The following is a 14,338-nucleotide window of genomic DNA, read 5'->3' as shown; positions in this document are numbered from 1 at the left end:
GGACCGCGGTGACCTGGACGGGCATGGGTTCGGCGCCGCACTGCCCGCTGCCGCGGCCGGCGATCGGGCCGGGCACCTACAACCTCGTCGTGCAGCTGGGCAACCTGCGCTCCCAGCCCGTCCCGTTCATCTTGAACCAGCCGCCTCCGCCGCCGGGCCCGGTGCCCGGCCCGATCGCCGGCCGCGGCAGCGGGCAGTGCGGCGCCGAACCCATGCCCGTCCAGGTCACCGCGGTCGTCACCTGCTCGCCCGGCGTGAAGGTCTTGATCAGCGTCTCGTTGGAGGGCGCGCAGTCCAGGTTCGACCACAGCCGCTTGTTGTCGAGCGAGTACACGTAGGCCGCCAGCACCGCGGCGCCGACGTCACGCTTGCAGGACACCAGGCCGATGTTGGTGACGACCATGGTGAACTTCGGCTGATCACCGATGAAGTACTGCGGCGCATTGGTCAGGCCCTTGACCGCCAGCGTCGAATCGGGGCAGTCGTCGCCCTCTTTCAGCACCGGCGGCGGCTGCACCGCGGCGGTCGGGGTGGGCATCTCCGGGTTCTGCCCCTGTTGCGGCACCACCGGCGTGGGCTGCTCACCGGGCGCGGCCGGCGGAGGCGCCTGGGGCGCGGCCGATCCCGGCTTGCCCTGAGCGGAGTTGGGCTTGTCGGCACTGGCGGGCTTGGCGCCCGAGGTGTGTCCCATGAAGGCGATGACCGCGGCGACCACGATCCCTACGACGACGACCGCGACGCCCACGGCCAGGCCACGGCGCCGCCAATAGATCTCGGTGGGTAGCGGGCCACGCGGTTCCAGATCCAGCACGTTTGCAGCGTAGGCCCAGGTCACGTCGAGTTGCCTGACCCGCCCCGGCGTGTCGCGGGGTTTGCTGGCTGACCGCCGTGTTAGTGACGGCCGCTTGGACCGCTATTCGCCGATGTCACCGACGTGGTCGACCAGTGCCGCCCGCCCGTCGGCCAGGTGATAGGTCGCGCCCGCGATCGCCAATGTGCCCGCCTCGATCCGCTCCGCGATCGCGCTCGAACGCGACACCAGCTGGGCGATCGTTTCGCGCACGTGCCGTTCCTCGAACTGGTCGACGCGGCTCAGGCCGTCGCGGCGGCCCAACAGGATCGACGGCGCGACCCGCTCCACCACGTCGCGCACGAAACCGCCCGGGATCGCGCCGTCATTGATCGCGCCCAGCGCGGCCTTGACCGCACCGCAGCTGTCATGACCCAGCACGACGATGAGCGGGACATCGAGCACCGTCACCGCGAACTCGATGGAACCCAGCACTGCCGAGTCGATGGCCTGCCCCGCGGTGCGCACCACGAACATGTCGCCCAGGCCCTGGTCGAAGATGAGCTCGGCGGCCACCCGGCTATCGGCGCAGCCGAATACGACCGCAGTGGGCTTCTGCCCAGCGGCCAGGCTGGCCCGGTGTTCGACACTCTGGCTGGGATGCTGCGGCTTTCCGGCGACGAATCGCTCGTTACCCTCTTTGAGTGCTTTCCACGCGGTTACGGGGCTGGTGTTAGGCATGGCTGACATCATGCCGCATCCGCCGGTAAACGGACGGCCAAATATTTCGGCCGACGAGTTACTCGAGTGGTACGAGCGATCCCGCCGGGACCTGCCCTGGCGAGAGCCAGGCGTCAGCGCATGGCAAATCCTGGTCAGCGAGTTCATGTTGCAGCAGACGCCGGTCTCGCGGGTGTTGCCGATCTGGTCGGACTGGGTGCGGCGGTGGCCCACCCCGTCGGCCACCGCGGCCGCCAGCGCCGCCGACGTGCTGCGGGCGTGGGGCAAGCTCGGTTATCCCCGACGGGCCAAGCGTCTGCACGAATGCGCGACCGTCATCGCGCGCGACCATGACGACGTGGTGCCCGAGGACGTCGACACCCTGCTGACGTTGCCGGGCATCGGCAGCTACACCGCCCGCGCCGTCGCCTGTTTCGCCTACCGACAATCGGTCCCGGTGGTGGACACCAACGTTCGCCGGGTGGTGGCCCGCGCCGTGCGCGGGCTGGCCGAGGCCGGTTCGCCGTCGGCGGTGCGGGACATGGCCGACGTCGCCGCGCTGCTGCCTGAGGATGAAACGGCGCCGCGGTTTTCCGTCGCCTTGATGGAACTCGGCGCGACGGTGTGCACGGCTCGAACGCCGCGGTGCGGGTTGTGCCCGCTCGCGCGGTGCGCCTGGCGGGAGGCCGGCCATCCCCCGGCCCAGGGGCCGGCCCGGCGGGTGCAGACCTACGCCGGAACCGATCGGCAGGTCCGCGGCCGACTGCTGGATGTGTTGCGCGCCAATGACTCCCCGGTCACCCGTGCGGAGCTGGACGTGGCGTGGCTGACCGATACCGCTCAACGCGACCGAGCACTGTTCTCGTTGCTGGCCGACGGCCTCGTGGCGCAGACGGCCGACGGCCGGTTCGCCCTGGCGGGCGAAGCGTAGTCGCGCCCGTCAGAGGTCGTTGCCGGCGTAGGACTGGTTGAAGCTCTTGTTGGCCAGTGGGAAGTCGGGGACGATGGTGTCGGCCATCGCGACGGGCAGCGCGGGCCAGTTGAACCACGACGGGTCGACGATCTTCGCGCGAGTAATTCGATTGGCGCGGTCGGTTTCGATGCGGTGGACGATGGTGCCGCGCCAGCCCTCGACGATGCCGATGCCACTGCGATGACCCTGGGGTGCCGGCACGGCTGTTACGTATTCCACTGGGCCGCTGTGTGATTCGATCAGGTGGCAGGCGAGCTCGGTGGAAGCCGCGAATTCGTCGCGGCGCACGGTGTAGCGGGCCAGCACGTCGCCCGCCGCGGCGGCGATCTCGGTGACGGGCAGTGCGGTGGTGGGGTGGTCGAGCCGGGCATCCGTGCGCACGCCGCTGGCGCGGGCGACATAGCCCAGGCATCCGAGCGCGTGAGCGTCCTCTTGATGCAGGACGGCGGTCCCGGCGAAACGGTCGTACACCATGGAGTTGTGCAGGGTCAGTTCGGCGACCTCGGCGACGTCGGCGGCGATGTGCCGCAGCGCGCGGGAATCCGGCAAAGCCCGCAGCGCGACACAGCCCGGGCGTATCGCGCCGCGCAGCAGCCGATGACCGGTGACCGCGTCGTTGAGTCGCAACAGTTGCTCGCGAATGCGTTGGCCGTGCGCGTGGGCGAGGCCGAACCCGACGTCGTTGGCCAGCGCGCCCAGATCGGCGGCGTGGTTGTAGAGCCGTTCGAGTTCGACGAGCAGTGCCCGCAGCCGGTGCGCCTCGTCGGGAAGTTCGATGCCGAGCGCGTCTTCGATGGCGAGGCAGTGGGCCAACGCATGCGCGACGGAGGTGTCGCCGCTGACCCGTTCGGCCAAGTCCACTCCGGCGTCGGTCGGCCGGCCCTCGAACAGCTTTTCCAGTCCGCGGTGCACGAACCATAGTCTGGCCTTGAGGCGCAGCACGGTTTCCCCGGCGACGGAGAAGCGGAAGTGGCCGGGCTCGATCAAGCCAGCGTGCACGGGGCCGACCGGGATCTCGTACACCCCGGGTCCCTCGACCGTGACGAACGGGAAGTGGCCGCCGCCATCAAGTTTGGGCGCGGGCGATGCAGCGCGTCGCATCGGATACCATTCCTCGGGCCAGTGCGCATGGCGCACCAGGCGGCGCGCTTTCGGATGCCCCACGCACCGGATGCCATACAGGTCCGCCATTTCGCGCTCGAATCGGCTGGCGGCAAAGGACATATAGGCCAGCGATCGGACAGCCGGATCGTCCTTCGGCGCTACGCATTCAAGCTCGACGCGCCGATCCGGCGAGCCGGCGAGAAACAAATAGACGACGCGGTAGGCGGCGGAGTCGTCGTGGGCGGCCACCAGAGCCAAGCGGAATCCCTTGCCCAGCAGGTCTTCCGCCGACACCGACAGCCTGTCCTGAGGCAGCCGGTGGCGCTGCCATTCGGGTCTCACCGCGGTCCCCCGACGTTACTGGCCGCGGTGGTGAACAAGCCGGTGAGCGGTCCGGCGGTGACGCCGAGCGCGATCGATGCGGCGATGCCGACGATCAGGGCGGCAGAAACGGTTCGGGGAACGGCGATTTCGCGCGCATCGGCCGGGCGGCCGAGCAGGATGCGGCCCGCGTTGCGTGCGAGCGCGGCGAAGGCGACCGCAACCAACAGCATGCCCACGGCGAGCACCCAGGTCAGCCGGGTGTCGGCGAGTGATCGGACGATGGCCAGCTCGCTGGCGAACATGGCGAACGGCGGCAGGCCGAGCAGCACGATCACACCCACGGCAATCGACACACCGATGAGCCGGGAGCGGCGCAGCACGGCGGCGATGTCGACGATCGCGGTGGAGTCGTGCGCCGCCTGCAGCGGGCCACTCGCCAGGAACAGGACCGTCTTGCCGATCCCGTGGGCGAGGACGTGCAGCAGCAGTGCGGCGATGGCCAGCTCGGTCCCGGCCGCGGCGGCGATCGCGATCAAACCCATGTTCTCCATCGATGAGTACGCGAGCATGCGCTTGAGATCCGGTGTCACGGTGAGCATCAGGGCCGCGACCAACAGCGTCGCCAGTCCGATCGCGAGCAGGCCCGACCGCATGAAGGCGGGTCCGGTGGCGGCGCCGATGATCGGCTTGAGCCGGATCAACACCGAGAAGGCCACCGACAGCAGCACGCCGCTCATCAGCGCGGAAACGGGTGCCGGCGCCTGGCTGTGGGCGTCGGCCAGCCACGTGTGGAATGGAAACAACCCCGCCTTGGCGCCGTAGCCGATGAGCAACAGCCCGCCCGCCAGCCGGGCGATGCCGGGGTCGAGCCCGCCAGCGTGCGCCGCCAGCACGTCGAGGTTCAACGCGGCGGCGGCCGGCGCGCCGGCATGCTCGGCGGCGTAGTACAGCAGCACGGTGCCGAAAAAGGCGACGGCGATGCCGACCGAGCAGATCACGACGTACTTCCAGGTCGCCTCGAGCGCGCTGCGGGTGCGGCGGTGCCCGACCAGGAAGGCGGTGATCACCGTGGTCGCCTCGATCGCGATCCAGATTACGCCGATGTTGTTGGCGCACACCGCAACAATCATCGCCGCCAGGAAACCGGCCGTCAGGGCGCCGTACACCCGAGCACCGCGCGGGTCGGTGTGGCCGTGCGCGAGTTCGGCATCTAGGTAGCCGATGCTGGCCCAGGTGGCCAGCGTGGCCACTACTCCGATGACGATCAGCATGGTGACGCTCAGCGCATCGAGCCGCAGCAGCCCGCCCAACGCGAAATGGGTTCCGGACCCGACACGGAACGCGAGCGCCGCGCCACACGCGAGCACCGTCACCGCCGAGAGCACGATCAGGGTCGCGGTCACCCGGCGCCATCCGGCGACCAGCACGGCGACCGACGCGCCGACCGGGGTGAGGATCGCGGCGAGCAATAGAGTGGTCATCAGTCGTGCAACTCCTGTAACGCGTCGAGGTCGGCGCCACCGAAGGCGTGGGCCAACCGCCCCGTCAGGACTCCGATCACGATGACCGCGAACAACACGTCCAGCGAGGCGCCGAGTTCGACGATCAGCGGCACCCCCGCGGTTAGCAGGAACGCTGCGGCGGCAATCCCGTTGTCCAGCATGAGAAATCCCGCGGCCTGCGAAATCGCGTGCCGACGGGTGACCATGACGAGCAGCGCGATCAGCACGACCGCGGTTGCGGCCGGGACCGCGGACGTGGTCGCGGCCGGCTGCAGGTTCACCAGGGGCCGAGTGGCGGCGAACGCGGCCAGCGTCAGCGCGGCCGTGATGAGCAGCGACGTGGCGGTGTTGATGACCGGGGTGGCTTCCCTGTGCGATCGCGACTCGGTGCCGCCGGCGCGGGCCAGCAGCCGCGGCAGCACCGCGACCCGCAGGGCCAGCACGGCGACCCCGACTCCCATGAGCGCGCCGTCACGGTCGTACACCCCGCGCAGCAGGGGGATGGCCGCCAGCGCGACGCCCTGCCACGCGAGCAGCCGGACGATCGCGGTCAGGTCGCGGCGCCAGACGATCAGCACCGCGGCCAGCAGCAGCCCGCCGGCGGCGAGGTCGACAAGTACCGAAAACGTGTTGTACGTCATGCCGGCACCACGAAGAAGTTGGCCGCGACGACCGCGAGCAGCGCCAGCAGGAACGATCCGGCCAGCAACTCGGGCACCCGGAACAGGCGCAGTTTCGCGACGAACACCTCGACGGTCGCCAGCGCTCCCGCCAGCACCGCGACCTTGGCGGCCACCGCTACGGCACCGATGGCCACGTCGACCGCGCCGGGCTGGTCTCCGGCAATGCCCCAGGGGGCGAACAGGTTTGCCAGCAGCGCCAGCAGCACGGTCAGCCGCATCCCAGCCGCCCATTCGACCAGGGCCAGCCGGGGCCCGGCGTATTCGAGGACCATCGCCTCGTGCACCATTGTCAGCTCGAGGTGGGTGGCCGGGTTGTCCACCGGTAGTCGCCCGGTCTCGGCGACGATCACGATTACCAGCGCCGCGAACGCCAGCACCGCGGCCAACGACACCACCTGCGCGGGATGGGTGAGCGTATGCGCCACCAGCGCACCGAGATTGGCCGATCCCACCGGCATTGACAGGGCGAAGACCGCCAGCAGGATAGTGGGTTCAACGAGCGCGGCGATGGTGATCTCGCGGCTGGCGCCCATGCCGCCGAACGAGGTGCCGGTGTCGATGCCGGCCAGGACCAGCGCGACGGTGCCCACGAACAGCAGTCCGACCACGGCGAACAGGTCGGCGCTGGCGTCCAGCGGCGACCCGGTCGCGACCAGCGGCGCGATCGCGGCGATCAGCAATGTCGATCCCGCGATGACCGCGGGTGCGGCCGCGAACACCGCTGTCGTCCCATGCGGGGTGATCTGTTGCTTGCCAAGCTGTTTGACGATGTCGCGCCACGGCTGCAGGATTCCGCCGCCGACGCGGCCCTCCCACCGGGCGCGCACCTGCCGGGTCAGACCGACCACCAGCGGCGCCGCGGCCATGACGGCGCCGACCTGGACCGCGCCCGCGATGTTAGACAACGCATTCATCGGGCCACCATCAGCACGATGAGCACACCGAGCGCGCCGTAGGCCAGATAGAGGTGCACGCTGCCGGTGTGGGCGCGCCGGGCCAGATCCGCCGCGGCCCCGACCGCCCGGATCACCGGGGTGTAGCAGCGTTCCTCGATGGCATCGACGATGCTGGTGCGGTAGATGATCCTGTCGGCCAGATATTGCGATTCGGCGGTGTGCGTGACTTCGATATCGGTGTCGGGGCGCAGGACGTCGTCGAACACCCGCTGCAGCGGCTCGGCGAACGACGTTGCGGTGTACTGCATTCTCGCGGTGAGATCGTCCGCGCCGCAAGCCCACAACGGCAACGTGGCGGGCGCCGGACGGCGGCTGCGGCGCCAGAGCGTCAGCGTCGCCGCGACCACCGTCGCCGCCACCACACCCGCGGCGATCACGCCGGGGGCGATCGAGCCCGCCATGCCGGGCAGCCGGACCACTGCGCCGAGACTGTCGAATCCGATTGCCCGGGCGGCCGGCAGCGCCGCGACCGCCTGGTGCAGCGCGGGCGCGATGACCGCGGGTGCAACCGCCAACGTCAGGCAGGCCGCCGCCGCGATCGCCATCGCGGCCAGCATCGTGGGCGGCACCTCTTGGGCGCCTGCGGCCTGGTCGGAACGTGGCCGCGCCAGAAACCCGATCCCGAACGCCTTGACCATGGCGGCGACACCCAGACCCGCGGTAAGCGCGACAGCGCCCACGGCGAGCGGCGTGGTCAGCGCCAAGACGGCGGAATGCACTCGAGCCGTGTGGATCAGCGACTGCACCAGCAGCCACTCGCTGGCGAACCCGGCTCCCAACGGCAGCCCGGACGCCCCGAGCGCGGCGACCCCGAACAGGGTGGTCGTCGCGGGCATCCGGCGGGCCAGACCGCCGAGCCGGTCGAGGTCGCGCAGCCCGGTCGCGGCCAACACCGATCCCGCTGCGAGGAAACCCAGGCTCTTGAAGGCCGCGTGCGCGACGAGGTGCAGCATGGCCGCAGCGGTGGCGACCGCGGCCGGGCCGCTCGCGCCCATGGCCGCGAACAGGGTGGCGCCCCCAAGGGCCAGCGTGATCAGTCCGAGGTTCTCGGTCGTCGAATAGGCAAGCAGCCGTTTGAGATCCGTGGCCACCGAGGCCTGCATCACGCCGTAGAGGGCCGACACCCCACCGACGGCCATCAGGGCCAGTCCCCACCAGCGGGGCCCCGGCCCGAGCAGCTGCAGATCGAAGCGGCATATGCCGTAGACGCCGAAGTTGATCATCGCCGCGCTCATCAGCGCCGACACCGGACTCGGTGCCTCCGGGTGGGCCCGCGGCAGCCAGGCGTGCAGCGGCACCAGGCCGGCCTTTGAACCGAATCCCGCCAGCGTCAACAGGAACACCGTGGTGCGGGCGCCTTGCGGTATGCGGTGCAAGTCGGCGAACCGGTCGGCGCCCCCCGCCGCCGACAACACCATCAGGCCGACCAGGATCGCCGCAAACCCCAACTGGGTCATCACCGCGTACAGCAACGCCGCGGAGCGAACCTCGGGGCGCGGGTGGTGCGCGAGCACCAGAACCAGTGAGGCGACCGCCATCAACTCCCATGCCAGCAGGAAGGTCGTGATCGATTCCGCCGCGGGCACCAGCAGCATCGCCGCGACGAACGCGGGCAACACCGCGAGCGGGACCGGTCCCAAGCGCTGGCGTCGGGCATAACCGATCGTGTACAGCCCGACGATGACCGCGACCGCCCCCGTCAGCGCCATGAAAAATCCGCCCAGCGGATCGAGACCCAGCTGGACGCCGGCCAGCGGAAGCAACCAACCGATGCGGATAGCGCGCGCTGATCCGAATATCCCCACGGCGCCCGCCCATAACCCACAAGCGCCCAGCAGCGAAGTCAGCAAGCCCGCCCATATTGGGCTGGAGGCGTTGCGGGCCAAGGTGTTTGGTGCGGGCGCCACTTTGGTCGCCAGTCCTGCGATCACTTGCCGGTCACCGACCGCAGTGCCGCGACGATCTGGCTCGGCGTCGGCGGGCAGCCGGGGATTTCCACATCCACGCCGACCATCTCCCCGACCGCGCCGGCCACCCCGTAGGCGTCGCCGAACACCCCCCGGTTGATGGCGCAATCACCGCAGGCGATCACCCGACGCGGCCGCGGCGTGGCCTCGAGCGTGGCGCGCAACGGGCCGGCCATGTTGTGGGTGACGACGCCGGTCACCAGGAGCACATCCGCATGTCGGGGGGAGGCCACCAAGCGGGCGCCGAACCGCTCGGCGTCATAGACCGGACCGAACGCGCCCGCGATCTCCACCTCGCAACCGTTGCACGATCCCGCGTCGACGTGTCGGATCTGCAGTGAGCCACGCACCCCGGCGGGCGGCTTGGTCACCGGCTCCGGCGCGGGTGGCGCGGGTTCGGCGATCCGGCCGACGCGCAAGGCTTTGCTGATCCAGCCCACGGCGCTACCCCGCACCGCCGGCGCGCAGGCCTTCGAGCATCGCCACGCGGTCGCTGAGCACCCCGGTGAGAACCTTGCGCGCCACCGTCAGCAGTTCGGCGATATCCGGGGAGGCGATTGAGTAGATCATCGTGTTGCCGTCCCGCAGCGCGTCGACGACCCCGGCTCGGCGCAGAACGCCGAGCTGCTGCGAAAGGTTCGACGCCTCCAGCCCCACCTCGGGCAACAGTTCGGCGACCGACTTCTCGCCCGTCACGAGCAGCTCCAGGATCCTGATCCGCGCGGGGTGCCCCAGGGTCTTGAAGAACTCCGCCTTGAGCTTGTAGAGCGGCTCCGTCACGATAAGTCTCCTGAAGACTCCAAAGTTTCTAGGGTTTAACAATTGAAGAATTTATCATATGATGCCACGGTCTTTACTCCGGGCCGTCGGACCCGACTCAGTCGGCGGCGGGCGGCGTCGCCAAGAATGATTCGACGGCGTCGCGATACACCTGCGACGCTTCGTCGTGGATCAAATGACCGGCCTCCGGCACATGCAAATATGTTGCCGCACAGCCTGTTTCGTGCATTTCCCGCATCTGACCCGGCGGGGTGACCGAATTACCGGCCTCGATGAGCAGCGCCGGGGCGCGCACCGCTCGCCATTGTTCCCAGTAGGCGCGGGTGCCCCATTCGGCGGCGATCTCGATCCACCGCGCGGTATGCCCGTGCAGGCGCCAACCCGTGGCCGTGCGGTCGAACGCCTCCAAGAAATACTGCCCGGCGACGGGACCGAACTCGTCGAAAACCCGTTGTGCGGAATCGAATTCCACCGGGAGGGCGTGCAGCCACGGCTCCCACGGACCGGTGGTGCGCCCGCGGAAATCCGGCGCCATGTCCTCGAGCACCAGCGCGGAGACCAGCTCCGGCCGCTCCGCGGCCAGACACCACGAATGCAGGGCGCCCATCGAATGCCCCACCAGCGTGACGGGCGTCTCCAGCGCGCTCACCGCGTCGGCCAGGTCGGCCACGAATCGTTCGGTGCCGATCGGGTGCGGATCGTCGACGCCGCGGCCGCGATGCCACAAGGCGTCATAGGTGTACACCGCGCCCAGCCGGGCCAGCCACGGCAGCTGCCGCGGCCATGTGCTGCCCCGCCCCATCAGGCCGTGCACCAGCACCAACGGCTTGCCCCGCCCCCCGCGGTAAGTCAGCAGATCACCCGCCATGTCACCATCCTGCGTGCCCCGCCCTGCAGTTGGACAGGTCGGGCGAAGGGGTAGCCTAGCGGCATGTCGCCAGTGGTGAAGATCAACGCAATCGAAGTACCCGCCGACGCCGGCCCCGAGCTGGAGAAGCGGTTCGCACACCGGGCGCACGCGGTCGACAACCAGCCCGGCTTCCTCGGGTTTCAATTGCTGCGCCCGATCAAGGGCGAGAACCGCTACTTCGTCGTCACGCAGTGGGAGTCCGAAGAGGCATTTCAGGCGTGGGCGCAAGGGCCCGCCATCCAAGCGCATGCGGGCGAGCGGGCCAACCCGGTGGCGACCGGGGCGTCGCTGCTGGAATTCGAGGTTGTGATGGACGTTGCCGGCAACAAGCAGGGTGGCTAGCGGGTTCTCGGCCCGGCGCCGCGCGGTGGCGTTGAGTGCCGCCGCCGCACTGGTAGTCACGTTCGCGCCCGGTTGCACCACCTCCCCCTCGCCGCAGGCGAACGCGGCCAATCCCGGCCGGCAGATCGACGTCCGGACGCCGCCCGGCATCCGGGCCCAGCAGACGCTGGACATGCTCAATTCCGACTGGCCCATCGGCCCGGTCGGGGTCGGCACCCTGGCCGCGCCCGACATGGTCAAATCGGTGCAGACCACCATGGAGGGGCTGTGGTGGGACCGCCCGTTCACCCTCGACGGCGTGGATCTGCGGGCCAGCGTGGCCGCCTTGCACCTGACGTCGTCCTACGGTGCGCGCCAAGACATCCGGATCCACACCGACGACGGCGGGTGGGTCGACCGGTTCGACCTCGAGACGCAGGCGCCGAAGATCGATTCGTGGCACGACATCGACGCGGTGTTGAGCAAGACGGGGGCCCGCTATTCCTATCAGGTCGCCAAGGTCGACAACGGGCACTGCGACCCGGTGGCGGGGACCAACACCGCCGAATCCTTGCCGCTGGCTTCGATTTTCAAGTTGTATGTGCTGCACGCGCTGGCGGGTGCGGTCAGGGAAGGAACGGTGTCCTGGGACGATCAGCTGACCGTTACCGACAAGAGCCGCGCGGTGGGCTCGTCCGGTTTGGCTTTGCCCGCCGGGGCGCAGGTCTCGGTCCGAACGGCCGCCGAGAAGATGATCGCGACCAGCGACAACATGGCCACCGACCTGCTGATCGGAAAGCTGGGCACCCACGCGATCGAGCAGGCGCTCGTCACGGCGGGCCACCACGACCCGGCGAGCATGACCCCGTTCCCGACGATGTACGAGCTGTTCTCGGTGGGCTGGGGCAAGCCGGACCTGCGCACCCAGTGGCAGCACGGGTCGCCGCAAGTCCGCGCGCAACTGCTCGCCCAGGCGAATGCGACTCCCTACGAACCGGATCCGACCCGAGCCCACACGCCGGCGTCGTCCTACGGGGCGGAGTGGTACGGCAACGCGGAGGACATCTGCCGCATCCACGCGGCCCTGCAGGCCGACGCCGTCGGGGCGGCCGCACCGGTCAGGCAGATCCTCTCCGCGGTGTCGGGCATCCAGCTCGACCGCACCGTCTGGCCCTACATCGGCGCGAAAGCCGGTGGCCTGCCCGGTGATCTGACCTTCAGCTGGTACGCGGTCGACAAGACGCAGCAGCCGTATGTGGTCAGCTTCCAACTCAACTGGCCACGCGACCACGGGCCCAACGTGACCGGGTGGATGCTGCAGGTCGCCAAGCAGGCCTTCGCGCTGATCGCGCCGCGCTGAGCGCCACCGTCACGGCTAGCCGGTTTGGGATACGGGCGACAGCGATTCCACGACAGCCACGAGTGCGTCGGCGCCTTCCCAATTCAGCAGATGGCCGGCGTCCGGCACGCTGACGAGCCGGGCGCCAGGTATCCCGGCGGCGAGACGTCGGGAGTGAATGGGCGGGGTGCTGCGATCTGCTGAACCGACCATGACGACCGTCGGAATCGAAATCTCCCCCAAGCGCGGGTACCGGTCCTCACGCCCGAACGCCCGCAGGATCGGGGTCAGGGGCCCATGCTCGCGCATGTGTCTGTCGAAGAACTCGATGAACACCGAAATCATTGCCGGGGAAGGGTTTTTCCCGCATTGCGCCGCGCCGAAAAGCACCCCGCCCACCCGCGTTCGTATCAGCCAACCCATGAGCCCCGACTTCATCAGCGGGATTTGCAGCCTGTTCTGCGGCGCTCCGTCGTGAATTCGGCCCGCCCATGTCGCGAACAGCACCAACCCCCGCAACCGGCCGGGGACGTCCTCGTGGTCGAGCACCGCGCGAACCGCGATGAATCCGCCCATGGAGTGGGCGACCAGGACGCCATCCTCAACGCCGAAGTGCCGCAGGATCTCCGCATAGTCTTCGGCCATGGGCGCCGACCCCACGCCCGCCGAACCAAGCGTGGAGCTACCGTGTCCTCGTTGATCGAAGGCAATGAGGCGGTAACCCCGGGCCACCAGCTGATCCCATACGATGTTCCACTCCCCGAGCGTGCCGCCGTAGCCGTGCGCGAAAACGACCGCGGGACCCGCGCCGGCGGTGACGGCGCGCAGCACCGTCCCGTCGGCACGGCTGATGAAGTGTTGTTCGCCGGGCTGTTCGGTGGCGAGGCGCTCACGAGGATAGGGATCGGGATTGCTCTCGATCCGCGCGACGGCCGATTGGGCGGCGTAGCGAGCGGCGAGCGCGAGTCCCCCGAACAGCGTCGCGACGCCGAGCGGCTTCGTCAGGGCGCGTGGGATCATAGGGGCCCCTTCTCGCTTACAATCCGGAGAATGTCTCCGGAACTATACGGAGGTAGTCTCCACTTGTACAGGGGAGGTGTGGTGTCGAATACGCGGAAGTTGCGCGCCGATGCGGCCCGCAACCGAGCGCTGATCCTTGACTCTGCACGTGAAGCGTTCAACAAGAGCGGGGTGACCGCCTCACTCGACGATGTGGCCCGCGCGGCGAACGTCGGACCAGGAACCTTGTATCGGCACTTCCCGACACGCGACGAACTAGTGCTTGCTGTGATCGACGAAGGACTCTCAGATCTTCACCGACTCGGCAACACGTTGATTGACGAGCCCGAAGCGTTGGATGCGTTGCGGCGCTGGCTGACTGCCTATATCGAGCAGGGCAGTACCTTTGAGGGCTTGGCCCGCACACTCGCCTGTCCGCCGCCGACGGCCGGGAAGAGCAGTGCTTGCCGCTTGGCCCGGGAGGCGGGAGCACAATTGGTCAAACGAGCAGTCGATGCCGGCCTGGTACGAAGCGACGTCGGGATCGATGATGTCTTGGACCTCGCGGCCGCCATCGCGTGGCTGGGCGAGCAGCCTGGCCGGACTTCTGATCAGCGCGCCCGACTGTTGGACGTGATGATGGACGGGTTGCGCTTGCCACGTTCCACAACCCTGAAGCGCAACCGTCGGAGATGATGACTTCCCTGCCAACACAGGCCAAGGACGCGTCGAAACACAACTGGTCCTAGATCGGGAGCAACGTCAGGCGACCGCGCAATCGGATTCTCTACACGCCACGCTTTAGTTGTTCGTCGGCGGTGGTTGGGGCTGGAAGGGGTCGTACCACCACCAGTCGGCGCGCTCGCCGGTGGGCCCGGGGCAGGGCGCCACCGCGGGCCAAGGCTTTGTCGGTGGCCGCGCCAGCGATGCCGGGCTCAACGCTCGGCCGGCGCTGTCGATGACGGTAAGG

General features: G+C 69.1%; 14 protein-coding genes and 2 pseudogenes. 4 read left to right on the top strand and 12 right to left on the bottom strand.

Annotation, left to right across the window (positions count from 1 at the left end; genetic code table 11):
- Positions 1–160: 160 nt before the first annotated feature.
- Together A5681_RS25280 and A5681_RS25275 are read right to left on the bottom strand one after the other, a co-directional pair.
- Positions 161–811 (bottom strand): annotated as a pseudogene (locus A5681_RS25280) (hypothetical protein); the annotation flags it as partial.
- 102 nt (positions 812–913) lie between these two features.
- Positions 914–1,531, bottom strand: coding sequence for a carbonic anhydrase (locus A5681_RS25275; protein WP_067282439.1), 618 nt, complete (start codon positions 1,529–1,531; stop codon positions 914–916).
- On the opposite strand from A5681_RS25275, the gene A5681_RS25270 reads away from it, so the two are divergent.
- Positions 1,530–2,441 carry an A/G-specific adenine glycosylase gene (locus A5681_RS25270; RefSeq protein ID WP_067282436.1) on the top strand — a complete coding sequence of 304 codons (912 nt, stop codon included), beginning with the start codon at positions 1,530–1,532 and terminating at the stop codon, positions 2,439–2,441. The two genes, A5681_RS25275 and A5681_RS25270, sit on opposite strands and share 2 nt — an antisense overlap.
- A gap of 9 nt (positions 2,442–2,450) precedes the next feature.
- On the opposite strand, the gene A5681_RS25265 is transcribed toward A5681_RS25270, so the two are convergent.
- The 8 genes from A5681_RS25265 to A5681_RS25230 form a co-directional block, all read right to left on the bottom strand.
- Positions 2,451–3,929 carry an NADH-quinone oxidoreductase subunit C gene (locus A5681_RS25265; RefSeq protein WP_067282433.1) on the bottom strand — a complete coding sequence of 493 codons (1,479 nt, stop codon included), beginning with the start codon at positions 3,927–3,929 and terminating at the stop codon, positions 2,451–2,453.
- Entirely contained in the window at positions 3,926–5,392 is a 1,467-nt protein-coding gene (locus A5681_RS25260; protein WP_067282430.1) for a proton-conducting transporter membrane subunit, read from the bottom strand. Before A5681_RS25260 ends, A5681_RS25265 begins: the two co-directional genes overlap by 4 nt.
- The gene (locus A5681_RS25255; protein WP_067282426.1) at positions 5,392–6,054 is read right to left on the bottom strand and encodes a hypothetical protein; all 663 of its coding nucleotides are present in this window, start codon (positions 6,052–6,054) and stop codon (positions 5,392–5,394) included. The genes A5681_RS25260 and A5681_RS25255 overlap by 1 nt, the downstream gene beginning before the upstream one ends.
- Positions 6,051–7,001 (bottom strand): respiratory chain complex I subunit 1 family protein, encoded by a 951-nt coding sequence (locus A5681_RS25250; protein WP_156738158.1) that lies wholly within the window; start codon positions 6,999–7,001, stop codon positions 6,051–6,053. Before A5681_RS25250 ends, A5681_RS25255 begins: the two co-directional genes overlap by 4 nt.
- 5 nt (positions 7,002–7,006) lie before the next feature.
- Positions 7,007–8,914: a proton-conducting transporter membrane subunit gene (locus tag A5681_RS25245; protein WP_419866355.1), complete on the bottom strand. Its 1,908-nt coding sequence runs from the start codon at positions 8,912–8,914 to the stop codon at positions 7,007–7,009.
- A 65-nt stretch (positions 8,915–8,979) separates the two neighbouring features.
- A complete protein-coding gene (locus A5681_RS25240) occupies positions 8,980–9,459 on the bottom strand; it encodes an NADH-quinone oxidoreductase subunit B family protein (RefSeq protein WP_067282443.1) in 480 nt (159 codons plus the stop codon).
- Between the two features lie 4 nt (positions 9,460–9,463).
- Positions 9,464–9,802, bottom strand: a complete 339-nt coding sequence (locus A5681_RS25235; RefSeq protein WP_156738157.1) for a lsr2/espR transcriptional regulator — start codon at positions 9,800–9,802, stop codon at positions 9,464–9,466.
- 94 nt (positions 9,803–9,896) lie between these two features.
- Entirely contained in the window at positions 9,897–10,667 is a 771-nt protein-coding gene (locus A5681_RS25230; protein WP_067282416.1) for an alpha/beta fold hydrolase, read from the bottom strand.
- Between the two features lie 63 nt (positions 10,668–10,730).
- Between A5681_RS25230 and mhuD the strand changes: the two genes are divergently transcribed.
- Positions 10,731–11,051 (top strand): mycobilin-forming heme oxygenase MhuD, encoded by a 321-nt coding sequence (mhuD, locus tag A5681_RS25225; RefSeq protein ID WP_067282414.1) that lies wholly within the window; start codon positions 10,731–10,733, stop codon positions 11,049–11,051.
- A complete protein-coding gene (locus A5681_RS25220; RefSeq protein ID WP_067282411.1) occupies positions 11,026–12,390 on the top strand; it encodes a serine hydrolase in 1,365 nt (454 codons plus the stop codon). Before mhuD ends, A5681_RS25220 begins: the two co-directional genes overlap by 26 nt.
- Positions 12,391–12,405: 15 nt before the next feature.
- Here the strand turns inward: A5681_RS25220 and A5681_RS25215 are convergent, their stop codons facing one another.
- On the bottom strand, positions 12,406–13,389 hold the full coding sequence (locus A5681_RS25215) for an alpha/beta fold hydrolase (protein WP_067282410.1): 984 nt from the start codon (positions 13,387–13,389) through the stop codon (positions 12,406–12,408).
- A gap of 81 nt (positions 13,390–13,470) precedes the next feature.
- Here A5681_RS25215 and A5681_RS25210 point away from each other — a divergent pair, with 81 nt between their 5' ends.
- The gene (locus tag A5681_RS25210; RefSeq protein ID WP_197498724.1) at positions 13,471–14,064 is read left to right on the top strand and encodes a TetR/AcrR family transcriptional regulator; all 594 of its coding nucleotides are present in this window, start codon (positions 13,471–13,473) and stop codon (positions 14,062–14,064) included.
- A gap of 105 nt (positions 14,065–14,169) precedes the next feature.
- Here A5681_RS25210 and A5681_RS27920 read toward each other — a convergent pair.
- Positions 14,170–14,338 (bottom strand): annotated as a pseudogene (locus tag A5681_RS27920) (hypothetical protein); the annotation flags it as partial.

Origin of the sequence: Mycobacterium scrofulaceum (assembly GCF_001667885.1) — a bacterium.
Taxonomy (GTDB): Bacteria; Actinomycetota; Actinomycetes; order Mycobacteriales; family Mycobacteriaceae; genus Mycobacterium; species Mycobacterium scrofulaceum_C.
This window is presented reverse-complemented; position numbering and strand designations above follow the sequence as displayed.